Consider the following 25,668-nt stretch of genomic DNA (forward strand, 5'->3'; position numbering starts at 1 on the left):
TCCCGTGCAATCAGTTCACAAGGTAATAGCTTAGCAATGAGATAATCAACTGATCATGACTTGCGATCGCTCGTCACGCCACAACTGATATAAGCGATTTGCTGGCATGGTCATATATAAAATATCTCCAGCACTGAGGTTAGTTTCTAGTAAATCCCACCCGTGAAGGGTTTGGTAATTAGTTTCTAAGTACAAAGGAACAAAGTCAGCAGACATTGCTACATCTTTTACACGCTGACCATACAAAGGATGCAACGGGGTAATCACCGTAGCAAAAGCCACCCAAAGACTATCGGCTGTGATGCCATTACCAAGGATTTGCCCCCCAAGTGCAGCCGCCGCAAAAGCTGGAGCAGCTAGTTCAGCCGGACTTAGTACGGCCTCGAAATCAAATACTTGTTGTGCCATACCAGCAAAATCAGGATCAGCATAATGGACAATCACCGGAATGCTAGGTGTTAGTCCTTTAGCCTTGAGGGCAATCTCTAGATTAGTGGCATCATTGCTGGTAACGGCAAGCACTGCGGCGGCAGAGTCTACATTGCTAGCTTTGAGTGTTGCGCGAAAGCTGGCATCACCCTGAATTACTGGAATACCCAGCCCCCGCGCAGTGTTGACATATTTGTTATTGGGGTCAGTTTCAATCACTACCACCTCATTGCCGCTAGCATGGAGTTGCTGGACAATCCTTAAACCGATGCCACTCAAGCCACAGACGATATAGTGATGTCGCTGGGGAATGCGAGCAGCATCCCAAAATTGCTTAAAGCGGCTTCCTAGGACAAAATCGGTGAGCATTGCGTACCAAATACCAATCACCACTGCCCCAACTAGCATCATGACAACGGTAAATAATTTAATACTGTCGGGAGCTTTTTCTACAACTTTGTCATTACCACCTGCTCCTGTGATCATGCCTACAGAAAAATATAAAGCATCTACAACAGACAAGCTTAGTTCAGCAGACATGTAGGTGAGTGTGGCAACCATAATAACGGCGAGCAAAACAACAGCGCCAACTACTACCGATCGCCCGTGTTGTTGAAACTGCCTAAAATTGCTCATGACTTTCAGCAGTTTTCTAATCATTGATCTACGCTTGGAACGGACGTAAGGTTGAGTACCAATGATTAAGCGATCGCCCACTTTGATTTCTTGTCCCGATAGCACCGCAGATACCAAATTCATCTCACCTTCCACTGGTAAGTAATAAATTAGCATCCGCGATCGGTCTTCCCACAATTCACTTAATTGTCGCCCCTTCCACGGATGGTTTTCATCAATGTGTTCTTCATGGATCGGCCAAGTTTGCTTAAATAATTTGATTTGTCCGATCGCTTGGTTGCCTAATGCTGCAAAAGTAAATACGGGTGCTGCCAAACCGACAACACTCATACTCAAATGATCCGGTAAAGTATGATCTAGGCGCTCCCCTAAATTGGTATTGTAAAAGCGGTTGATAATCCGAATTTGGGGATTCAACACCCGCGCCTGCATCATAATTGACAAATTTACAGCATCATCCGGCCCAGCGATCACTAAAGTCTGTGCCTGCTCAATTTCCGCTGCTTTCAGCGTAGCAGCTGCTTGTAAATCACCAATAATCACGTCTCTTGTGTCTTCGCCAAGAATGGGTTTGTTGTGAATGCCAACGACAAACGCTCCTTGCTGTCTCAGCAAACGAAAGATTTTATATCCAGTACGTCCTAAGCCACAAACAATAATTCGAGGTTTCATGAAACAGCAGCATTGTTTACAGAAAGGGCTGCCTTTCTAGTTATTTATCAATATTGTTGCCTACTTGGCTTGAATATAACTGTAGCTGAAAACACGATAATCTAAATGAAATAGTACTTTAACAAAATTCTTAAACCTAATGTTATGATTTAACACTAAATCTATAGCATAGCAGTAGTATATATTCTCGAAAAATTGGGCTATGGTGATTTGCAATACCTTTAATTAGGATATTGTTAGGGAAAATTTTGTTGATTGATTAAATTATCAATTTCCTGTTGAGTAATGGAATTAAATTCTGAACTTTTTCTATTCCCTAATGTATCTAATCTTTGAAAAAGTTTCTTTACCGCGCTCCAAATAGGATCTCTACTATCTTCAAAAGCTAACATAATTAACTTATTTTCCCGATGGTAATGAAGAAGTACCTCATCATCATGCAAAGCGCAATCATCTACTCTAATATCCCGGCTCAGCCTAGTTAAATTGTAGAAATAATCATCGCTAATCCAGTAAGATGGAATGTCTCTACCTGTCTTATCCCAAAATGCTTTCATAATATTGGGATTTGTTAGCTCTTGTTGTTCATCTTTATTAAGAATAATTATTCTTTTTTTCTCAATATGAGAATCAGAATTTCTTAAGGAAGAAAAGTAAAATTCTCCCTCATTATCAATAGGGTTGAAACCTAACTTGCTAATCTGTCCCTGGTGAATTGCACACCAGCTTTTAGATGACGCCCTAATACCCAAAGTTAGTATTTCGTAGAAGTCATCTTCAGAAGCTCTTGGTATATAGCAAGGATGTCCTACCGCTTTTTCAATGAAGCTTTCTACTAAATATCTGTGAGTTTTACTCGCAATCAGCAATCCCCTGACAGTAGCATAATGATTTAAGCTAGATTTTGCTGCATCAACAAAATCATAAATTTGTTCAAGATGTTTTTCATTCTTATCAAGAATTTTAGTTAATTCCCTAACCTCTTGTTTATATTCTATTAGCGTTTCCTGGTAAGTTTGAATGAAAGCAAAAAGTAATCCAGCAATTAAACCTGGGGGGATTGAGATAATAGCAGGTAAGATAATTTTGTGGAGTTGTTCTGTAGGTGCTATGGATGCTGTACTACTTAACGTTAAAATAAAGGAAAACAATGCACCAATAAAAGCAAAAGCAATGTTTCTTTTTAAGGAACTATCCATTCTTGTATCCTTTAAGAGTCTTTAGTTCAATTCTGATTAAGGGAATTTTCTCATATATTAAATTAGTATGTGTATGTTTCACAAGCAGCAGACTTTAAAAACATAATTACCGCCTGTTTTACCCAATTTAGATTCATCTTGAGGCCAAACACGCTTTTGTGTAACAATCTGAAGTCTAGCTTTAGCTAAATCTTTTAGTAACAATGACAGAGAAACCTTATATTCATAGTCTCCATCATAACCATACTGAGCCACTCTTTTGATTAGATTCGCTACATAATCAGGAAGGTGAGGATTTTGTTGTTTTGCAGTATTCAGAACTTCAGTGTAAAACTGTTTCACAGCATGAGCATATTCTTCTGTGTTACCTTCTTCATATTCCGGCAAAACATTTTCTGCAATGATTGCATAGCCAGAATTGTCAAGAAGGTAGTGTACACGATTTAAGAATTCAACTTTTCTTTCATGTTCGATATGATGATAAGCTGATGCCAACATGATCACATCCCATTGCTCACGTGGAAGTTTAACTGATACGGCATCGCCAAGGATAAAAGTTGGTTTCAATCTACATTGTTCGTATTTTCTTTTGGCAAAGTCTAGGTATGGTTGGCAGATATCCACGCCTACAGCACATGAAATATTTGGGTGATTAATAATACGTTCCAAAGAAAGCCCTGTACCACAACACAAATCAAGTACAACGGCATTATGAGTATTTTTAAGTGACTCTACCGCCATTTCGCCAGCAACCTCAAGCATGAGCATTTCGTCTGGACGAGAGTGTTCTTCAATTTCGTAAGCTTCAGGATCATTTTTGTAGTCAGGAAGAGATGTCATACAATACCTCCTACTTGTTAGTATACTTAAAGACTATTTTGAAGGTAAGCAAAAATACTAGAATTATTACAAAATAACTAATTTAGCGTAAATACTTTTACAAAGATAGTTTGAATATTTATGAGATGATTTTTTATTTAGTAAACATAATTTGACTGATGAGCAATCAGAATTTGAGAAGAAATTGAAGTTAATAATTGGCGTTTTAGCGAAGATAGCGCCAATTACAAGCTACAAAGCATTTTCTATTTCATAGGGAAACTAAATTTCTGGATCGACTAAGCGAGTAGTGGGACGGCTTTGATACAAATCTTGAACGACTTGCACAGCAGCAACTAGGGCTACAAGGGCAATGACTGTAACGGGTAACAAACCTTTGCCAAAGATGGCGATCGCAACTAGCAAAACTGCCCCCCCAAGTCTATACTGAGAACGGATTTTGCAATAGCGGATCACCCCAAATCTATGGAGAATGCTGAGAGCTAGCAAGCATAATGCAACTGCACCGCAGATAAGCCATCGCTGGGGATCGGGTAGTACTAATCCTGATTTACTCAACAAGATTTGTTCTACGCCGACTCCAGCAGCAGCAATCCCAATCACTAGCGGTAAATGCGTGTATAGCCAGAGATTGACAACACCAACTTGTCCATTTTCTCGCGCCCTCTGAATGGGTGTGCCACCTAAGTTATCAAAATAAACCCACCATAAGCTAAAAGCAATAATTAGACCAAACACAGCAGAAATTACAGTTAAAACATCCCATTTCTGCTCAGATACACCTTTAACTACCGCAATAATTGCTTCGCCCAAGACAATCATGGTAAACAGCCCGAAACGTTCTGGTAAGTGTGAGGCGTGGGGAAGTAACCCTAGTTGTAACTTACGTGCTGTCAGGGGTGTGGCAAAGTCAATGATGATTCCTAATGTCCAGAGTGCGAATCGCCAAGGAATGGGTAAAAATGCCGATACTAGCCAAAGGAAGGCTGCGATCGCAAAACCGATGGCGTAGCGAGTAGTTAAAGGACGCGCTGACGGGATGTGCATTCCCGCACGAACGTATTCGACAATCAGTACAACACGACCGAGAGCATAGGAAAGAGCAAAACCAGCGGAACTCTCGCCTAAACCGTGGTGAATGTTGATAGCCATCGCCGCAGCCGTCAGCATGTGCAAACCAACAAGCAATCGGCGTATTACATCATCGCTATCAAAGCGGTTGGCGTAAAATGTCGTGCCAATCCATGACCACCAAACGGGTATAAATAGAGCTACAAACCCAAAGAGTCCTGATAGAGAGATATCTTCTGTTAAATTGTGGGCAAGTTGAGAGACTGCAACCACAAATACCAAATCATAAAAAAGCTCTAGCCAAGTGGCGCGTCGTTCTTCTTCGCTTTCTTCACCAATGCGTAGGCGTGGTGGTTGCAGAAAATTGGTCATAGTGCTAATTGCCAATCACTAATTGTTTTTTACCATTAGCCGTAAGCAATTGGCTACATAGCATAAAATGTTCGGATTTTCGACTTTTTAGAGAAGTCGGCAATCTTGTTGTTTATTTTGCAGCAAGCGCGATCGCATAGCTCTTATTTCCAAAATTGGAAATGTAGTTTCCGCTGATGACGATGCCGGACTAGCTGACTTGGACTTATTCTTTGTAGTTGAGAGATAAACAAGAAATATCGCAGCCACAGAAATATGTGAAAAAGAAGCTTACACCTAACACATATAATTATCTTTCTGTCAATGCGTAAATTCTAGTAAAGTCATAACAGCTTATTGTAGAACAAGTGCTTGGTCAGCCAATCCCATTGGTGTCAACTTCAGCTCAAACACTCAATTTCCAGTAGTTTCAGATCCCCCAACCCCCTTTTTAAGGGGGCATTCGATTCTAATTCCCCCCTTCAAAAGGGGAGCCAGCGCGGTCTTCTCCCAACGCGAAGTAGCGTCTCCAAGAGTTGGGGAGACGCAATCATGCGATGGGGTCTCCCCAAGTGGAGCGACTGGCGTGGGTTAGGGGGGATCTCAAGTCTCGGTGGTACATCGAAAAACTTTGAAATGCTTATCAGACTAAGCTTTCACGTTAAGTTGACACCAATGAGCCAATCCAAATGACTCAAGTTTAAAGCAGGTGTCTTAGTAGCGATCGCATCGTAGGAGTCGCCACCCTAGGAGATAAAATGTTTTTTACCTTCACCTATTTAGAGCCGGATATTTTACTAGCAGAGGCCCTACAAATTCAGTGCGTAATGAAGCATCTCACAATTTAACGGAAAATCGGGATTTTTCTCTACGAGACGCTACGCGAACACTCCACTTCTCTGCGAGAGGCTCTGCCAACGTTACGTACCCTACGGTAACCAAGGCGAACAGAATGACCAACTAGACCTTTCATAGACTTTTCAAACATCCTCTAAGAACAAGCAATTGATTTGACTTTTTTTAAATTAAAAATTAACAAGAAAAACAATTTTTAATTAATTTTGGGTACAAGCCCCCCTGATTACAATTCTTAATTCTTAATTTTTAATTCTCGAAGGGGTTGACTATTGACTATTAACTATGTCCGTTTCTTCTGGGGGTACTAGAACAGCTACCGCTTTAGGTATAACCCGGAAATGAGCAGGAGTGTAGGTAGTAATTTCGCCATCGGTATTTATCGGACGGGGTTTACGTGTATAAACCTCTATTTCTTGTCCCTGAATAGCGCGAACACCCCGCCAATGTATATGTCGCCCTTGTCGCATTGCAGGTAATAATAGTATGATCTGCCACCAATGCTTAATCTCCAAGCTATAAAGATCTAGCCTTTGGTCGTCTATTGTGGCATCATGAACTACTGCCATCCCACCACCGTAATAACGACCATTACCCACGGCAATTTGTACAGTTTTGACACGAAGCGATTTCCCATTGAGCACAATCTCCGCACTAAAAGGTCGTGCTTCCCAAATTACTTGTAATGCAGTGGCGGCGTAAGCGAATATTCCCCAACGGCGTTTGACTTCTTTGGTAAGTCGCTGAGTAATTTTCACACTTAGCCCTAAACTGGCAACGTTGAAAAAGTGCTTGCCGTTTACCCATCCTAAATCGATGCGTCGCAAATCTCCATAGGCAATAATCTTGCAAGCTTCAGTTAGAGAATTAGGGATTCCCAAAGTCCTCGCTAGGTCGTTTGCAGTTCCCAAAGGCAAGATTCCCAAGGGTAATTGGGTATCAACTAAAGCATCTACTGCGGCATTAAGAGTACCATCCCCACCACCAATAATTACCAAGTCAACTTGCTGCTGATATCGAACTATCACTTCAGAAAGATGTTTTGGGTCTTCTATAGACTCCTCGATTACACTAAAACCGAGTGTCTTAAGATAATTGATCGCTTCTGACAGACTCTTTTGTCCTTGACGAGCGTGACGATTTACTAACAGCAGTGCGCGGGAACTCATGGGTAGTGCCCTTTGTAGTTTAAATGTCCAATTATCTGCATCCATATACTCTGCTTGGAGTTTACTATAAATATGCGAGTTAACAATAATTCAGTTCGTCAAGGCTTGTTATTTTGTGGCTACTTATTAGACCTCTTGCATAAATGCATAAATTGTCATGTTGAGCGGAGCGAAACATCTCGGAGATTCCTTCTTGCGGAACGCTACGGGAACCCTCCACTACGTTCTGGTCAGAATGACACTAATAATTTTCTGACTTTTGCAAGAGGTCAATTTTTAAGTTTTGTTTTCTCTAGTTTAGCTTTATTAGCTATCGGTGTGTTAATACCTAGAAAATGGGGTAATTACTCACAAAAACACTGTGATTTAAATATTTGTATTTATAATACGCTTATTCATTCTCATATTATAGTGCCAATCACAAATCATGTTTTTGATTTGTATCAGAATATTTTTATAGATGGAATAGGTTTAGATAAGATTGATACTTACAATTATCTAAGTTTTTGTTGGGGGAGATAGTGATTTTTATGTATCAAAATATTCCACAGCAGAGCTAACATTATCTATGACTTTGAAGGCGCTATTATCAACTCTTTCTGTGATGGATGTTAAAGGTTATCAATCAATACCTAATTATTTAGAAATAGAATTTATTAAAGTTAATTAAACAGATTATTCGCGATTCATGGAATTTATGCAAGCTACTTTTCAAGTAGATGTAAAAGGTAGCAAAATTCGCCTGTATGATGGTCACACTACCAATACAGGGTTTTATGCAATATTGAAAACTTATAATTCTTGGACAGCAGAAGGTTTGAGAAAAGCTAATGCTAATACTCTCTTATACGATGGACTGTCTTTCGCTATGAGCCTAGAACTTAAGTTCTAGGCGGGATGAGGGTTCAGCGTGAAAATTTTTGACTTATGTGTACACTGTAGCCGACTCGGAGAGGGAAAGTTTTGTGTAGCAAAACCTTTTAGAGGCATTTTTTTAGGGCTAATTAGATGGACACTACATAGACTCATAGAACTCCTAGGAAACTAGATTGTTTCTTTTAAGGCACAACGAATGCCGTTCGTTGGAAGCTCACGTTAAGTCTGATAACCGTAGGTGTCAGTATCATTTACTTGAGAGGGGTATTCGGTAGCGTTAGTAGTATTTGCGCTGACTGCATAAGGATTAACTAGAGCAACAGCTTGTTTGAGTGCCTCTACACGATTCATAAAGAAATGATGTTGGGGTACGAATTTTGAAATTCCAAACTTTTCTAAGCGTTGTTTGACCTTGCCAGCTGCACCGACTATCAATACCTGACGACCTTGATCATAAGCATCCTTGATGGCATTTTCGATCGCTAGCGAAGCAGTCACGCCCAACATGGGTACATCGCTCAGATCCAAAATTAGCACGTCGGAATCTGCCATTGCTGAATGTTCACGAGCGATCGCTTTGGAAACTCCAAAGATCATCGGCCCACTCAAGTAAAATAGCAGGATGCGTCCATTAGCTTGATCTAGCAATTGTTTCTCTTCATTGTTCAAGATAATTGCATCATCAGCATCGGTAATCGTCTTCACGTCATGAGACTGTAACTGGGAAAGACGTTCGATAGTCAGGATGTTCGCAATGAAAACTCCCACACCGACGGCAACAATCAAGTCAACAAATACGGTGAGGAACAATACACCGTACATAATAATTGCGCCCTTCAAGGATACTTTATGAGCGCGTTTCAAAAAGCTCCAGTCCAGAATGTCAATCCCGACTTTCAGGGCAATACCAGCCAAAACTGCCATGGGAATGCTTCGAGTTAGACCCGCAGCCCACAAAACTACAATTAGTAAGATTAAGGCACGAGTTAGTCCAGATAAAGCCGTTTTAGCACCAGTCTGGATATTAACCACCGTTCCCATTGTTGCACCAGCACCAGGTAGTCCACCACACAAACCAGATACTAAGTTACCGATACCTTGACCAATTAATTCTTTATCAGATTTATGTTCGGTGCGAGTCAAACTATCGGCAATCACTGCTGTTAGCAATGTATCAATACAACCCAACAGCCCCAACATCGCGCCATCAACGATCATCATAGTGATTTGGGATGCACTGAAGGTGGGCATTTGCAATTTTGGCAGTCCCATCGGGATTTCGCCAATTCGTCTAATTTCAATATTTCCGAAGAAAACAAGAGAAACTACAGTTACTACTATTAATGCTACTAATTGCGGTGGAGCGAAGCGTTTAATTTTCGATGGCATTAAGAAAATAATGGCCAAGGTCAGCAGTCCCAAAACTGTTTCAGCAGGATTTATATTTGCTAACAGATTTGGCAGATTTTGTACCATTCCAAGTACGCCACCTTTAGGATTTGGTTGTCCGACAAAAGGCGCAATTTGTAGAATGATTAGAATTACGCCAATCCCAGACATAAAGCCGGAAATCATGCTGTAGGGCATGAGGGTAATGTATTTCCCCAGCTTAAATATTCCAAAGAAGATTTGAAATATCCCGGCGAGCATGACTACGGTAAATGCCATTGCTAAGCCATTCTCTGGGTTATTTGCAGTCATTGAACTGACAATTGCAGTCATGACTACAGTCATCGGCCCAGTTGGCTCAGAAATTAGGGTTGGTGTTCCACCAAATAGTGCGGCAAAAAAGCCAACACAAACAGCACCGTAAAGACCTGCTACAGGCCCAGCACCAGAAGCAACACCGAACGCCAACGCCAGCGGTAAGGAAACGATCGCGGCAGTTAAACCACCAAATAAATCGCCTCGTAAGTTTCTAAAATGGATAGTGTTGGTCAATGACATATTGAGGTATTTCAAAACAAAAACGCAAACATATTGACTTATAAAAAATGCGGTCTACTTTGAGTAAATTTCATTTTTTATCTTCGTTAAAATTTCTGCAAAGAAAACATAAGTTTCTTGCAGTGCCAAAGGCGATCGCGCCTTTGTACATGGTGTGTTATGGTATAAATCTCAAATAAAGAAAGCTAGGGCAAAATAAAAATTTGGTTATAAATACTTATTTAAATTGCAAGCGTTATTTATAACCATTGTTCATTGGGATGTTTAAAATAGCTTACAGCTTTTCAAGCCAATATTGTTAATTATGCTTTTATCGTTATTGAATTGCAATTATAGAGAAAAGTTTATATATTTTTAGAGTTTCATCGTTTTATGATTGATACATGACAATAAATTTACAATAACCATTAGTTTTAATCTATGGTTAGTTTTACACTATTGCGATCGCTAACGATGCATTTTTCATTGTGGTAGGACATGAGGTCATCCCTGTCAAGATGGTGAAAAATCTGCTTTATCGGTAGATTAATAAATGATTTTACTTTGTGTCTTTGTATCTTTGTGGTTTATGAAATGAATTTTTGTCACCACAAAGGCACAAAGAACATCAAATGTTGATGCTACATCTTGACAGGGTTAGACATGAGGCTATAACCAACGTTGTTGTTTAACGTATAGAATACTACCAATCACAATTAATGCCATCACGATCATCACAGTAGGATAAGCCCAAGGTTGATCTAATTCTGGCATATATTTAAAGTTCATTCCATAGACGCCAGCAATAAAAGTGATTGGTAAAAACACAGTCGAGAGCATAGTTAGGCGATTAATTCGTTCGCTGGTTTTGCTAGCAATATTATCGCGTTGAATTTCCATTAATTCTGACATCCAAACTCTTAGAGATTGATATTCTTGCCAGAGATTATCAACGTTCTGAACCAATTCTTGATTAAATAGTAATTTTACTGGCTGGCTGATCCATTGGAAATCTTCGTAATCCATCATAGCTAGCAGTGACTTGATGTTTTGAAAATTACGACGTCCGAAACGAGTAGATTGCCTCATTGTGGCAATTTTTTGGTAAGTTGATTCATCACCAGAATTATCTAAAACTTCATCTTCTAAATCATCAAGTTGTATAGAAATATAGTCAAATACAGTATGGTAATTATTCAAAGTATCTTTAAAAATCAGATAAAAAAGATAATCAATTCCCCACTTTTGTATATCTATGGTTCGTTTTTGCAGATTATTAGTTAGTGTAGTTAAGATTTTTACTTCAGTGATTTCAAATGTGATGAGAAAATTGCTACCAAGCACAATACTGCCACGTGCTACCTCAAACTCCCGATTTTTTATTTGATGAGTTAGGATTTCATAGCTGTCAAATAAACAATCTTCTGTATCTTCATCAATTCCAATAGAGGAATGGTTGAAAATCATGTCAACACGAGATGGATTGAGTCCAAAGTGCTTGATAATTTTAGCTGTTCCAGTGCGATCGCGAAAGTGAATACAGCGCAACCAGATATTATGAGAACCATCAATCCTTTTCAACACCGTATCAACATCCCAACTGGTGAATAAATCCAGGTGATTCTGAGAAAAGGTGAGGAGAGTTAGCATATAGCAGCCCTAATTGAGTCGTGAGACACGGTATAATACGTTGCTCAACAGTAGGATACGACGAAAACCGCTATAAGTAGCTATACTTTCAAGCGATGAGCAATTGCAACCCATTCGTTTAATCGTTCACAACCGACTAACTCAAATCCAGCCTCCATTAATGCCTGAGCAACATTGTCCTCATTATCCGTAGTAAAACCGGCTGTAATCAGTAGTCCTGTGTGTGCATCAGTTTGACGCAGCGCCCGCTGAAAATCATTAGCAAGGGCAACATGCATCCGCGCTAGGATGTTGGCAACAATGAGGTCAAATTTTTCTCTAGCCTCGATTTTTGGGACATTGTCGATGGTGTCTCCACCCATCCAATGTCCTAAGTCGCTTCCACATCCCAGACTTCCTTTGCTCACTGTTACCTGTTGCTCTACGCCGTTAAGATGCACAGCCTCTTGAGTTGCTTCCACAGCAATACTGTCGTTGTCTAATGCTAAGACATTTGCTCCTAGCTTGGCGATCGCAACACTTAAAATACCTGAACCTGATCCTAAATCAAGAACATTCATCGTCGGTAAGACGTACCGCTCAAGCATTTGCAGGCTAACAATAGTTGCTGGGTGTAAACCACTGCCAAAGGACAGGGTTGTCTTCAATCTCAAAGTTATTTCGTCTGCTGCTTGAGATTGATAAAGTGCATCAGGAGCTAGCACAACGAACCGTTTTCCAATCCGATGCACAAGGGGGTTTTGTATATCTGCGTTTGTGAGCTTTTGATCAACCACAGTCGTTTGTACCGTCGTCGCTAATCCCGTACGGTGCAAGGGCGATAGTAAATTAACGATTTTTTCTACACGTGCCCGTGAATGGACATCATAAGCTAGATATAAGTGAATTGTAAACGTCCACTGGGCTTGGTTTAATTCAGCATATTCTGTGATCTGAACATCATCAATATTGATAGTTTCAGCAACTAGTGTACAGACCCAATCAACCGCCTCGTTTGTTGTATCGAGACTTAATTCTATCCACTGCATATTTTTTTCCTCTGGCGTAGCTGCATCGCTGTACAACAAACACTGACCGCAAGAGTGAAAAGTTTACCGATGACAGACAGCTTTTCAATCCTATGTCAAAGTGAACCCTAAAGTTGAAGAGCGATGCCTAACGGCAAGCCGCTTCTCTACGAGACGCTCCGCGAACGCGTCTACACACAGGCTGATCATCCGGGTTAAAGTCGGTAAACGTTGGACTCCAGCACTGCCAGGCGTTGCTCAAGACTAGATAGCCTTTCACCCATCAGCTTCTCGATATACTTACCCATAATGTCTACCTCAACATTGACCAGGTAGCCGACCTGTTCTTTACCCATTACCGTCCATTGCTGAGTGTGGGGAATAAGTGTGACGCTGAACCCTTGTGAATCTGCGTCAACGACCGTTAGGCTGGCACCGTCCACTGTCACGAATCCCTTTGGCACGATATAACGCAGTAGTTCCGAAGGAGTCTCGAAGTAGTAGTTTAATGCCTCACCCTCAGACTCTAGCCGCTCAATTCGGGCGGTGCCATCGATGTGTCCTTGCACGTAATGACCACCCATCGAGCGATTTAGGGTCAGCGATCGCTCCAGATTGACTGGGCTTCCCTTTTTGAGATTACCGAGATTAGTTCGATGCAAGGTTTCAGGTACGGCTTCAGTCGTAAAGCTGTGTTCACTCAGGGCAACTACGGTTAAGCAAACACCATTGACTGCAATACTGTCGCCAAGATGCGTTCCATTCAATGCTGTTTTGCACTGAATTACCAAACTAGTCGCACCTCTACGCAAATCCATTGACGCGATCGCTCCAATCTCTTCCACTATTCCAGTAAACATAATTCTCCTTATGGGTTTAATTTAGGATAAAGGCTTTTCTATTCGCCAAACCGACTGACTCCGTGGCTGAATTGAGAGCGATCGCCCAATTGTTGACACGATGCCATGAGTTGCCTACCGTAGGCAAGTTGAAGCGGTTCCCAGCTTTTCAGCGCTTTGCTTACATTATGGTTGTGCTTAACTAGAGCCTCTGCCAGGGCGATCGCATTTGCTGCCGCTTTGGCGGTACTAGCCGCAGTGTGCGGGCGAGGAATAAAGGCAGCATCACCAGTCAGTGCCACCCGTCCAAACGTCATTTGCGGCACTCCCAGATCTAAAATTGCCTGAACAAACGGCTCTTGTGTTGCCCTAACGAGCTTTTGAAATGGAGGAGCCAGGACGGTATCAGCGTACAATCGCATCTCTTGTTCTACATCGGCAGCTAACAGCCCCGGTGGAATCGAGTAGTCGCGCTGCCTGCCATTTTTATCAGTCAGAATGCGGTGCAGTTCTGTCGCCTCATCATAATTGACATACCAAACCCAGTTGAAACGGCGTTTTCCAAGCTCCAGAGATTCACCCTCACCAGGAATCACATATTGGAGAATGTGAGAATTGGGAAATTGATAGAACACAAATCGCTCGGTGAACAGAGTGGCAGCCTCCGCCTCCAGATCAGCTTCGTTGACCAGTCCTCGATAAGCGACATACCCGGCATATTGATAGTGAACATCCGATAGAAACTGATGTCGCACTGTCGAGTTCGGGCCATCGGCACCAATGAGTAAATCTGCCGTTTCACGAGTTCCATCGGTAAAGGTCGCTGTTACCTTTTCACTCGCCTGGTGGATGTCGCTCAATTGTTTTCCAGCATGGTAATGCTGGGCGGGAAAATGTCGCCGCATAGAGCCATATAACAAATTCCAAGAAGTGAGCATTTGGCGCATCGGCATCGGTTGGGCAATGCTGCCATTTGGGTTCAAGTAATAGCGTTCATGCGCTACGACGCCGAGGGCTTGAGTATCAATACCTGCTCGTTGAAACGCTTCCACCACATCAGGTTGAAGCACAACACCACCGCCTCGGCTGTCGAGATCATGAGCAGAGCGTTCGTAGATATCGACCTGCCAACCGATTGATCGCAGCATCATTCCCGCAAACAAGCCGCCGAGTGAGCCGCCGATCACGATGGCACGGTTGCCTGTAGGTTCCAGAGTCATTAAATTCTCCTTGAAGTCCTTTGACTCGTGAGGTTACGCTGCTTGTAGCTCATTTACTGCGGTTAGCAAGGCGCTTAAAAAGACATCCACACTTTGAGCACCAACAATCGTTTCTTTGCCAATTTTGATATTCGGTACACCGCGAATATTGCGGCTTGCTGCCTGCTGCTCCAGTGCTTTTACTTCCTTCACCCCTTGCGTTGAAGTTAAGAATGCTTTCACCCGATCAGCCTCTAGCCCAACTTCAGCCGCGAGTTGGACTAGGATTTCGACTTGGGTAATATCCTGTCCTTCACTAAAGTAAGCCCTGAGAATCCGCTCAACCATCTCGGTTGCTTTACCTTCTTGATCAGCCAACCAGGTCAGACGATGCGCCTTGAGGGTGTTTGGCGTGATCTGCATCAAGTCATAGCGAAACTCAATGCCGTCACTTGCAGTTGCCTGTATGGTTTGAGTGTCTAAAGATTGGGAGTATTCCCAACTACCAAATTTGTTGGAGCGATAGGTTTTGCGATCCATGCCTGCTTCGGGCATGGTTGGATTCAGCTCGAATGGATACCAGATGCGCTTAATCTCAACGGGAGTCTTGAGTTGTTCAATCGCTTGATTGAGTCGGGTATCGACAACTAGACACCACGGGCAGATGAAGTCTGAGGTGATTTCGATTGTTAAAGTCACGATTGCCTCCTGGTTCGTCCTGTAGATTGATTTCCTACATCTCAACTCTAACCTCACTCATTAGAAATGATAATATGGCTGTTATGCCAAACACCTTTGCGTTTTGTGCAAAAGTAGGAGTCTAGCCGATGGATCAGTTTGCAGCTATGCGTGCCTTCGTGAAAGTGGTGGAAACTGACGGATTTTCCGAAGCTGCGCGGCAGTTGCAGATGGCAGTATCTTCAGTAACCCGTCAGGTGAATGCTCTCGAAGATATGCTTAATACCCAGCTACTCAATCGCTCAACCCGCAGTATTAGTCTCACACCGCAGGGACGCAAATACTACGATAAAGCAGTTCGTATCCTGCAAGATGTAGAAGAAGCGAACCAATGCGTTGCGGAGCAGGAGGAAGTTCCACGTGGGCTGTTGAAGGTCAGTATGCCAGTTGCATTTGGGCGACTTCATATTGCACCTATAGTTAATGATTTTCTCACTCAATACCCAGAAGTCAGGCTGGATCTGAGATTGAGTGATGGATTATCTAATCTGGTGGAAGAGGAGCTAGACATTGTTATCCGCATTGGGAATCTTGATCGCTCGGGTGCTAATCTCATTGTCCGCAAGATTGCCTCACGGATACGTCTTGTCTGCGGCAGTGCGACGTATTTCACACAGCATGGTAAACCTAAACATCCAGACGAGTTAGCACACCACAACTGCTTGTTGTTTACCTATTCTATGGGGTATGACGTCTGGCGATTCAAGCGAGATACTGAGGTTTGCGAGGTAAAAGTAAGCGGCTCCGTAATATCGAGCAATTCTGAGCTACTCCGCCAGGTGTGTTTGGGTGGCACAGGTCTTATCCTGATGCCAACTTGGTTGATTGGTGAAGACATCCAAGCTGGAAGGTTGGAAGCGGTGCTGACGGATTTTCAGGTACATCCCCAAACCAACATGGATATGGGTATTTACGCGCTTTATCTGCCAAATCGCAGGCATTCTGTGCGAGTTAAAACGTTCATCGATTTCTTGATGAAACGATTGGGTGATCCGCCCTACTGGGAAGTCTTCTCTACGTTCCCTGCGGGATGCTACGCAAACGCGCAGCGTGTCACAGACAGACACTCCGCGTAGCTTGCTTCTCCGTTCGCAGAGCGTTCCGTAGGAAAGGGGTACGCTAACACGCACAGACACAGCGAAAAGTATGTAGCAACCCGCAGGGTGCGTCGGCTCCCGGCGTTGACGCAGCCCAACCTAGGCATCATAACTTTTCAAGACAGAGGCGCAGAGAGTAAGAGTTTAAGATATTAAGTTTTTAAATTTCATATTTCAATTCAGCAATACCATCCATTTCGTCATATAAGTGTGCAACTACATCTGATGGCATAAAGCTAAAGCAAGCTTGGGTGGACGGTGCAGAAGTCACCTTTGAGGGGTAAAAATTGTAGTGCTTTCGTTTCCTAAAAGTTTGCATTGAAGGAATATTATCGCCTAACTCAGGTGATTACGATCACACTATTTTTGTTCATACTGTTGACGTAGTTCTAGTTACAAGTTAGAGTCTGAAGAAATGTAAATCAGTCTGCCTAATCCGCTCTCTTCCCCAGTAAACATTTGTTTACGAGAGTCAGTTGGAACGGAGGAACCAAGTTTGGGGCATATCTGCAAAAAAGATAAGGACTAAAGTATGAAGCATAAACTTCAAACTTCAGACCTCATTCTTTACAAGAAGGACATCTCTCAGTCCTAGCCCGTCAGTTAACTTCGTCGGCATTGAGAGGAGATTGAACGAGCAGCATTCTAACAAGTAATGCTTTGTTCTCGTTAGTGTCCTTGGCTGGTAACTTTACTCTTCGTTATATCTGCGCTCGGTCTTAAAGAAAGGCTGATAATTAGCTTGATTTATGGCGTCAGAGACAGGATTAGTTGCCTTGAGGTAAAACTTGACTATGTTCCAGAAAAAACACCGCATTGCCTTCATTTCTGTTGATGGTGATCCTGCTGTTGAAATCGGCCAGGAAGAAGCTGGTGGACAAAATGTGTATGTGCGTCAAGTCGGTTATGCACTAGCCCAGCAAGGTTGGCAAGTAGATATGTTCACACGTCGCAGTAATCCTGAGCAAGCTGCGATCGTTCAACACAACCCTAACTGTCGTACTATTCGGTTGAAAGCTGGCCCAGTTGAATTCATTGGGCGAGATAACCTGTTTGACCATCTACCTGAATTCATCGAAGAATTTCAACAATTCCAGCAGCGCGAAGGATTTTGTTACTCTTTAATTCATACCAACTACTGGTTATCATCTTGGGTAGGTATGGAATTGAAAAAGCTACAACCGCTGATTCAGGTACATACTTACCACTCTCTAGGAGCGGTCAAATATAGAAGTATTAGTGATGTTCCCCTAATTGCTACTCAGCGATTAGCTGTAGAACAAGCCTGTTTGGAGACTGTAGACCGGGTGGTTGCGACTAGTCCACAAGAGCAGAAGGACATGCAAATACTCGTTTCCGCCAAGGGACAAATAGAAATGATTCCTTGTGGTACCGATATTGATAAATTTGGAGGAATTCAGCGGTCTGCTGCACGGGAAAAACTAGGAATTGCACAGGATGCCAAAATGGTTCTTTACGTTGGTCGTTTTGATCGGCGTAAAGGGATTGAAACCTTAGTAAGAGCCATAGCCAAATCTAGTTTAAGGGGTGAGGCTAACCTCCAATTAGTAATTGGTGGTGGTAGCCGTCCAGGTCAGAGTGATGGAATTGAACGCGATCGCATTGCCAGTATTGTCGCAGAACTTGGGCTAGAAGATTGCACAACCTTCGCTGGTCGCCTAGATGATGATATTCTTCCCTTTTACTACGCTGCTGCTGATGTCTGTGTAGTACCTAGCCATTATGAACCCTTTGGTTTAGTCACTATTGAAGCAATGGCTAGTCAGACACCAGTTGTAGCTAGTAATGTTGGCGGGTTACAGTTTACAGTCGTACCTGAAATCACGGGGTTACTTGCGCCTCCCAAAGATGAAGTAGCTTTTGCCGCCGCCATAGATCGTATTCTCATCAACCCAGCTTGGCGAGATCAGCTAGGTCAAGCTGCTCGGCAACGCACAGAAATTGCCTTTAGTTGGTATAGTGTGGCATCTAGACTGACTCAGCTATACACTCATCTGCTGGTTCAGACTGCACCTACATCCAAGAGCCGACCACGTATTGCAGCTTAAATAACAAGATAAGATCCCCCAGATCCCCGACTTCTTTGAGAAGTCGGGGATCTTGCGATCGTTCATGTTATACCAATTTAAAAAAAGAATGTGACAGATAGACCATGTAGAGACGTTGCAATGCAACGTCTCTACTAATTGAATCAGTATTAGTTCATGTTAAAAAAAGCAAATATTGACAAACAAATTTTTCCAGCTTCGATAAACTAAATAAAGGGTGAATAAAAGGGCTTTAATTAATCAATTATCTTCTACTAACTAGTTGCAAACTTTGACAAAGAATTGCGGTTAGTTAACAGTAAGCTTAAACATTATTCTGGGCATCTAACATATTAGCTAATTTGTTGGCAAAAAATTGCCGTAGCTAAATTATTAAAAAATTCGGTTTTGGCGGAATTGCCTTGATACTGATGAAAATCTTTATACTTTTTCCTTCAGGTTGGTTTGCCTTATTTTCATTGATTAAAAATTTCAAAGCTAGGTGAAGATCCGCCGAAGGTTTTGGCATTTATACAAATAAAAAACGGTGATCAAAAACCATATCACCAAAATTAACATTGCTAGAGGAGGCTGAGATGGAAATCTTCGATTATGTGATTCTAGGAGCTGGACTAGGTGGACTTTCGGCCGCAGCCTGTTTAACTCGACAAGGCTACCGAGTAGCAGTTTTAGAGCAACATTATTTACCTGGTGGATGCTGTCATACTTTTGATTATGGTGAATATAGCTTTTGTGCTGACGTACATTACATTTCTCAATGTGGTGAGCGTCATACTATAGGTCAATTTCTCAACTATATTCAGCAGGATGTCCCTTTTAATAGTCTTGATCCAGACTGCATTGATCGAGTCATCACACCAGAGGCAGATTTTAAAATTCCCTTGGGATGGGAAAGTCTGCGATCGCGCTTACTTTCCACATTTCCAGAAGAGACTGATGCCATCAATCGATACTGTAACGAAATTCAGCAACTTCATCAAGAAATTCGTAACCTAGTGCGAGAAGTACGCTGGTTTGATCAGAAGTTGTCTGACTGGTTGAAGTTGCCAAAATATTTAAATTTATTTTGGAAGCGGAATTGGACTTTACAAGATTTATATAACTATGTGGGATTGTCGCCCAAACTGCAAGCAGTGCTGGCGGGACAAAGTGGCGACTATGCATTACCACCGCAGCAAATTGCGCTACTCACCCACACTTCTCTTGTTTGGGACTACTCAGAAGGTGCTTACTATCCAAAATATCACTTCAAACATTTTGTTGACAGTATTGTTGAGGCAATTACATCAGGTGGAGGTGTCGTTAAGTACTCAACAGCAGTTAACCATATCCAAGTTAGCAACCACACCGTTCACAGCGTACTTACTGACAACGGGACAATCTACCGCGCCAGCAAAGCTTATATCAGCGACCTCGACCCCAAATTAACAGTAGAGTTGATGCATGATCCAGAAGCTTTGAGTTACAGGGAGCGTCAACGTCTCACCAGATACGAATACTCAACCAGTGCTTTCAATATATACCTGGGTTTAGATAGCCGCTTCGATCCCCAACGCTATGGCATCGGTAACTGGAATATCTGGTACTACCCGACAGGCGACTTGAACAGAGAATATCAACAACAATTGCAAGGAGATCTCAGCCACCCGTGGATTTTCCTCTCTTGTCCGACGATGAAATCCAGCGAACCAGGGATGGGGCCAGAGGGACATCATGTCCTAGAAATTGCCACCGTCTGCCCTTATGAACCTTTTGAACAGCTGCACAAAACTAATCCGAAAGGGTATAAAGCCAAAAAGCGGGAAGTTTATCAGCAGATAATGACTAGCGTGCGGGATTTGATTCCAGACGTAGACAACTACGCCCGGATGAAAGTTTATGGTACACCCACTACCAGCGAATTTTATTTAGGTCAACCGCGGGGTAATATTTATGGTGCAAAATTAGTACCCAAACAGGTTGGTTTAAATCGCCTAGGATATACAATGGAGTTACCTAACCTCTTCTTTGTGGGAGCGAGTGCTGGTTATCCTAGCGTACCTGGTGTAATAGGCAATGGTATGGATGTAGCGGAACTCCTAACAGGACAATCAGTGTGGCAGAAATCTGAAACATCTCAGATGGCAGCAGTTAGTTAAAAATCTTTGCAATTCAATAAGCATTCAAGCATATTGGTTTCTCAAAATGCTTGAATGCTTTCTTATTTGAGTAATTTACGCATTCATGATAGCGATCGCTGTTTAGCAAAAGCCATTAGGCTCCTCTGCCCAGATGCTAGCAGTAATGCTGTGATGCTTATTGATACTTATCGCATATCCCTCATGGGGGGAATAACATCTCATCCCTTAAGCAATTAATTGCACAGATGGCACTCCAACAGTACTATCTGTACTATTTAAATAGGATAATTTATTGAGATAACAGCTCATCTATTGCTGATTTAACAATAGAATTAGTTTGACCACTACAAAATTCCGTACTCTTTCCATCTGAGATATTAACTTGAGCTATAACTCTTGCACACAGCTTTGTAATATTGACATGGCATATTTATCAATAAATTTAATCAATACTCTCTTACAGCGTGATCAACACTCTTATTCTTCAGTTTTCTCACGATAGCTTTCACCGTATCGTTTTCATGTCAATAACATAACTAGAATTGACGAATTAACTATGCGATTAAAAGATCAGCTTATTGATTTGCCTACTTTATATCATGTTATTGATCGTTCTCCATTGACGATTAGCCCTAATAGATCTGTAGTCGAAGCCATTGCGTTGATGAGTCAGGAACGAAGTAGCAATTATGATCTGACTGATTTAAGTTCGCCATGCGCTTCAAGCATTTTGAGTCAGCAAGTAAGTGGCTGCGTCTTGGTCGTGGAGCGATCGCGGTTATTGGGAATCTTAACTGAAGAAGATGTAGTAAAAATCACAAATTCTTATAAAGATTTATCCACAGTGAAAATAGCTGAGGTGATGAGGCAGCAAGTTATTACCCTCACACAATCAGATTCTCAGGATATCTTCACAGCCTGGTCGTTATTGCGTCAGCATCGAATTCGCTATCTACCCATTTTGGACTTAGAGAAGCAATTAGTAGGAATAGTCACAGAAACTACCTTGCTGCAAGCATTTGATCTTGTGAAAATGGTTGAGGTCGTTGAAGGGTTACAGCAATTTTTACAAAAACCCACAGATGAATTAGAGAACACTAATCAGCAAATAGAGGAAGTATGCTGCCAAACTCACAATTATTTAAAACGATTGATTGAGGGACAATTACCCCAAGTCATGCAAGTCAACGAGGAACTTCAGCAAACCCTCGAAGAACTCAAGGTAGTAGAAGAGGAACTGCGCCAACAAAACGAAGAACTGTCTGCTGCTCGTGAGAAACTAGAATCGCAGCGTCAACGTTACCAGGATTTGTTTGAATTTGCTTCAGATGGTTACTTGGTAACTGATGCAACCGGGATCATCATAGAGGCTAACCATGCAGCAGCAACCTTACTCTGTATGCAGCAAAGATATCTGGTAGGTAAACCATTGATTTTGTTTATTGCTCAGCCAGACCATCCGACTTTTATCGCCCAACTGAATAATTTTCAACAGACACAGGACTGGGAAATTTATCTACAGCCGCGCAGAGGTACACCTTTTCCGGCAAGTATCAGGTTAGCTGCCGTGTGTGACTCACGAGGCCAGCGAGTTGGCTGGCGCTGGTTGCTCTGCGATATCACCGTACGCAAACAGGCGGAAGAAGTACTGTGCCGAGCCACTGAGGAGTTAGAAAGACGCGTGGCTGAACTTGTTGTATCTAACACGCTGGTGCAAGAAGAAATCACCGAGCGCCAACGCGCCGAGGAAGCATTGCGGCAAAGCGAAAAACTCTATCGTCAGCTAGTTGAAAGCCAAACCGATATGATTATCCGTATAGATTTGCAAGGAAAGATTACCTTTGCTAATACAGCGGCGTGTCAAATATTATGCTGGCAATTGGATGAATTGCGTGGTCAGTCGTTATCTCAGTTTTTCCACCCAGATGAATTGCCTCAAGGGATGCAATATGTGACAGCCATCCTATCGCCACCCCATTGCTTGAATATTAGAGAGCAACGTACATTCACAGTTAATGGTCTTCGCTGGTTTGAATGGAACCTGTCCGCAATTAAGGATGAAACAGAAGAGGTGTTTGAAATTCAAGGAGTTGGAAGAGATATTACTGAGCGCAAGCAGATGGAGGAAGCACTGCGGGAGAGCGAGGAAAAATTTCGTCATTTTGCCGAAAACACCCATGCACTCATCTGGATTGCTAACCCAGAAACCGGGGAAAACCTGTATGTTAATCCTTCTTATGAGAGAATTTGGGGTCGCTCTTGTCAAAGTCTGCGTGACCAGCCTAATTCTTGGGTAGACGGAGTTCATCTAGGGGATCGTGATCGCTTAATGGCAAAATTAGAGCGGCAAAAGCGTGGTGAAGCCACTAGTGAAGAATATCGCATTTTGCAACCTGATGGATCGATGCGTTGGATCTGGGATCGCGGCTTTGCCATGCAAGATGAACAAGGAAACGTTTATTCCTATGGTGGCGTCGCCGACGATATCACAGAACGCAAGCAAGCAGAAGAGTCACTGCGCCAGAGTGAGGCGCGATTGAGTTTAGCCCTGGAAGCTGCCCACATGGGTATATGGGACTGGAACTTGCTCACCAACCACACTCTTTGGTCTGATAATATGGGGCCACTATATGGTTTGCCGAGCGGTACTTTGTGTCCAAACCATAAGGATTATCTCAACTTAATCTATCCAGAAGACCGCAAATCTAGGGAAGAGGCTTTAGCTCACGCCCTTGAACAAGGAAGCGGATCTGTGGATTACCGGGTAGTCTGGCCCGACGGCAGCTTACACTGGTTAAATTGCAAAGGTCAGGTTTACCATGACGAAATTGGTCAGCCGATACGGATGATCGGTACAACTAGGGATATCACAGATCGCAAGCAGGCTGAGAAAGCTCTCATCAAAAGCGAAGAACGCTATCGTTCAGTCGTGACAGCCATGCAAGAAGGTGTTGTGCTACAGGAGGCTGATGATTGCAGAATAATTGCTTGTAATACAAGTGCTGAACGCATTCTGGGGCTTGCCACTGACGAAATTATCGGACGAACTCCTAAAGATTCATGTTGGCAAATTATTTGTGAAGACGGCTCGCCCTTCCCTTGTGAAAACTACCCACCAGTAGTCAGCTTACGTACAGGCAAACCTTGTTCAAATGTGGTTATGGGAATCTACAAGCCCAATGGACAACTAGCCTGGATTTTGATTAATTCTCAACCTCTGTTTCAAGATAATAACCCAATCCCCTATGCAGTAGTCGCTTCATTTTCTGACATTAGCGATCGCAAGCAAGCAGAACAGAAAATTTACGAACAAGCAGCTCTGCTTGACATCGCCACCGATGCAATTTTAGTTCGAGATTTCAAAAGCCAAATTTTATTTTGGAATAAAGGTGCAGAGCGTCTGTACGGTTGGCAAGCAACGGAGGCTGTGGGAAAGAATCCCCAAGAGCTTTTATACAAAAAAACTTCGCCGGAATTGGAAATAGCTTTAAGAAATGTGGTTGAATTTGGTTCGTGGCATGGTGAGTTAAATAAAGTTACAAAATCCGGTCAGGAAATTATCGTAGAAAGTCGCTGGACATTAATGCGCGATGCTGCTGGAGAACCTAAATCCATCCTCAGCGTTGACACTGATATCACGCAAAGGAAACAACACCAAGCCCAATCTTTTCGCACTCAGCGGTTGGAAAGCCTTGGCACTCTTGCAGGTGGCATTGCTCACGACTTGAACAATATACTGACACCAATTTTGGCAGCGGCTCAATTAGTACAAGGAAGATTTGCCCAGGATGAGGAGCGTTCAGGGCAACTCCTGGCACTTGTAGAAAGCAACGCCAAACGCGGTGCAGCTTTAGTGAAGCAAGTCTTATCTTTTGCGCGAGGATTTAAAGGAGAACACACAATTCTCCAACCAAAACACCTGATTTCGGAAATTACTCAGATTGCTCAGCAGACATTTCCTAAATCGATTGAATTTTCCACAGACATACCAGAAGACCTTTGGACTATCTCTGGAGACATTACACAACTGCATCAAGTGCTGATGAATCTGGTAGTAAATGCCCGTGATGCGATGCCAGATGGCGGTAATATCAAAATTTCTGCTCAGAACAAGTTCATTGATGATGCTTATGCCAAAATGAATATTGAAGCCATAGTTGGGCCTTATATTGTAATTACTGTTGCGGATAATGGAATTGGGATGCCGCCAGAAATATTAGATAGAATTTTTGAGCCATTTTTTACCACAAAAGATGTCAGCACAGGTACGGGACTAGGCCTTTCAACTACGCTCGGCATTATTAAAAGTCACGGCGGTTTTGTCAAGGTATCTAGCCAAGGAATTGGGCAGGGTAGCCAATTTAGGCTGTTTTTGCCAGCGGTGCAAGCAACCCAAAACTTGAGTACAGACAACCTAGATATGCCTCAAGGGCAGGGAGAATTGATTTTAGTTGTAGATGATGAAGCCCAAATTCGTGAAATTGCCACAATCATTCTGGACAACCACAACTACAAGAGTCTCACTGCCAGTAATGGAATCGAGGCGATCGCCCTCTATGCCCAGCACAAGCATAAAATCAATACTGTACTAATGGATATGATGATGCCAGAGATGGATGGCATCACCGCCATCCGCACCTTGCAAAAAATGAACCCACAAGTTCAAATCATTGCCTGTAGCGGACTACACTCAACTGAGTTCTTCACTCAAGCTACTGGGCCTGATATCCAAGCATTTTTATCAAAGCCCTACACAGCTAGAGAGTTATTGACAAGCTTACACCAGATACTTCGAGGCTAGAGTTAGAGGACTGGGGACACTTCTCTACGAGAGACTGCGCCAACGACAAGCTCAGTGCATTCCTGGGGACTGGGGACTGAAGTGACAAGGGAAATAAATAACCACTGTCTCTTGACCCTTGACT

The 25,668-nt window shown here is 42.6% G+C and carries 17 protein-coding genes and 1 riboswitch; of the genes, 6 read left to right on the forward strand and 11 right to left on the reverse strand.

Going from position 1 to position 25,668, the window contains the following annotated elements:
* Positions 1–45 precede the first annotated feature (45 nt).
* From HCR01_RS14160 to HCR01_RS14180, 5 genes are all read right to left on the reverse strand, one after another.
* Positions 46–1,737 (reverse strand): potassium channel family protein, encoded by a 1,692-nt coding sequence (locus HCR01_RS14160; RefSeq protein ID WP_193196804.1) that lies wholly within the window; start codon positions 1,735–1,737, stop codon positions 46–48.
* A gap of 236 nt (positions 1,738–1,973) precedes the next feature.
* Complete coding sequence (locus HCR01_RS14165) at positions 1,974–2,936, reverse strand: hypothetical protein (RefSeq protein WP_193196805.1); 963 nt, start codon at positions 2,934–2,936, stop codon at positions 1,974–1,976.
* Positions 2,937–3,014: 78 nt separating this feature from the next.
* Positions 3,015–3,776 carry a class I SAM-dependent methyltransferase gene (locus tag HCR01_RS14170; RefSeq protein ID WP_193196806.1) on the reverse strand — a complete coding sequence of 254 codons (762 nt, stop codon included), beginning with the start codon at positions 3,774–3,776 and terminating at the stop codon, positions 3,015–3,017.
* A 261-nt stretch (positions 3,777–4,037) separates the two neighbouring features.
* Positions 4,038–5,219, reverse strand: coding sequence for a low temperature requirement protein A (locus tag HCR01_RS14175; protein ID WP_193196807.1), 1,182 nt, complete (start codon positions 5,217–5,219; stop codon positions 4,038–4,040).
* A 1,103-nt stretch (positions 5,220–6,322) separates the two neighbouring features.
* Positions 6,323–7,222, reverse strand: coding sequence for a lipid kinase (locus HCR01_RS14180; protein ID WP_193196988.1), 900 nt, complete (start codon positions 7,220–7,222; stop codon positions 6,323–6,325).
* Between the two features lie 697 nt (positions 7,223–7,919).
* Here HCR01_RS14180 and HCR01_RS40430 point away from each other — a divergent pair.
* Positions 7,920–8,114: a hypothetical protein gene (locus HCR01_RS40430; protein ID WP_320073116.1), complete on the forward strand. Its 195-nt coding sequence runs from the start codon at positions 7,920–7,922 to the stop codon at positions 8,112–8,114.
* Positions 8,115–8,317: 203 nt separating this feature from the next.
* Here HCR01_RS40430 and HCR01_RS14200 read toward each other — a convergent pair whose 3' ends face one another.
* From HCR01_RS14200 to HCR01_RS14225, 6 genes are all read right to left on the reverse strand, one after another.
* Positions 8,318–10,045 (reverse strand): SulP family inorganic anion transporter, encoded by a 1,728-nt coding sequence (locus tag HCR01_RS14200; protein ID WP_193196810.1) that lies wholly within the window; start codon positions 10,043–10,045, stop codon positions 8,318–8,320.
* Between the two features lie 648 nt (positions 10,046–10,693).
* Positions 10,694–11,674 (reverse strand): magnesium transporter CorA family protein, encoded by a 981-nt coding sequence (locus HCR01_RS14205; protein ID WP_193196811.1) that lies wholly within the window; start codon positions 11,672–11,674, stop codon positions 10,694–10,696.
* Between the two features lie 80 nt (positions 11,675–11,754).
* Positions 11,755–12,702: a 50S ribosomal protein L11 methyltransferase gene (locus HCR01_RS14210; protein WP_193196812.1), complete on the reverse strand. Its 948-nt coding sequence runs from the start codon at positions 12,700–12,702 to the stop codon at positions 11,755–11,757.
* A 194-nt stretch (positions 12,703–12,896) separates the two neighbouring features.
* Positions 12,897–13,541 (reverse strand): riboflavin synthase, encoded by a 645-nt coding sequence (gene ribE, locus HCR01_RS14215; protein ID WP_193196813.1) that lies wholly within the window; start codon positions 13,539–13,541, stop codon positions 12,897–12,899.
* Between the two features lie 38 nt (positions 13,542–13,579).
* Complete coding sequence (locus tag HCR01_RS14220) at positions 13,580–14,740, reverse strand: FAD binding domain-containing protein (RefSeq protein ID WP_193196814.1); 1,161 nt, start codon at positions 14,738–14,740, stop codon at positions 13,580–13,582.
* Between the two features lie 33 nt (positions 14,741–14,773).
* Positions 14,774–15,418, reverse strand: a complete 645-nt coding sequence (locus tag HCR01_RS14225; RefSeq protein ID WP_193196815.1) for a DsbA family oxidoreductase — start codon at positions 15,416–15,418, stop codon at positions 14,774–14,776.
* Between the two features lie 128 nt (positions 15,419–15,546).
* Here HCR01_RS14225 and HCR01_RS14230 point away from each other — a divergent pair, with 128 nt between their 5' ends.
* The 5 genes from HCR01_RS14230 (at position 15,547) to HCR01_RS14245 (ending at position 25,544) form a co-directional block, all read left to right on the forward strand.
* Positions 15,547–16,533, forward strand: coding sequence for a LysR family transcriptional regulator (locus tag HCR01_RS14230; protein ID WP_193196816.1), 987 nt, complete (start codon positions 15,547–15,549; stop codon positions 16,531–16,533).
* A 439-nt stretch (positions 16,534–16,972) separates the two neighbouring features.
* A riboswitch (cyclic di-AMP (ydaO/yuaA leader) is annotated at positions 16,973–17,187 on the forward strand.
* 161 nt (positions 17,188–17,348) lie between these two features.
* Positions 17,349–18,623, forward strand: a complete 1,275-nt coding sequence (locus HCR01_RS14235; RefSeq protein WP_193196817.1) for a glycosyltransferase — start codon at positions 17,349–17,351, stop codon at positions 18,621–18,623.
* Positions 18,624–19,198: 575 nt separating this feature from the next.
* Complete coding sequence (locus HCR01_RS14240) at positions 19,199–20,761, forward strand: phytoene desaturase family protein (protein ID WP_193196818.1); 1,563 nt, start codon at positions 19,199–19,201, stop codon at positions 20,759–20,761.
* A 54-nt stretch (positions 20,762–20,815) separates the two neighbouring features.
* On the forward strand, positions 20,816–20,980 hold the full coding sequence (locus HCR01_RS38655) for a hypothetical protein (RefSeq protein WP_226889340.1): 165 nt from the start codon (positions 20,816–20,818) through the stop codon (positions 20,978–20,980).
* 319 nt (positions 20,981–21,299) lie between these two features.
* Positions 21,300–25,544 carry a PAS domain S-box protein gene (locus HCR01_RS14245; RefSeq protein ID WP_193196819.1) on the forward strand — a complete coding sequence of 1,415 codons (4,245 nt, stop codon included), beginning with the start codon at positions 21,300–21,302 and terminating at the stop codon, positions 25,542–25,544.
* The last annotated feature ends 124 nt before the right edge of the window (positions 25,545–25,668 follow it).

Source organism: Nostoc sp. MG11, assembly GCF_014904695.1.
In the GTDB taxonomy this organism is placed as follows: domain Bacteria; phylum Cyanobacteriota; class Cyanobacteriia; order Cyanobacteriales; family Nostocaceae; genus Komarekiella.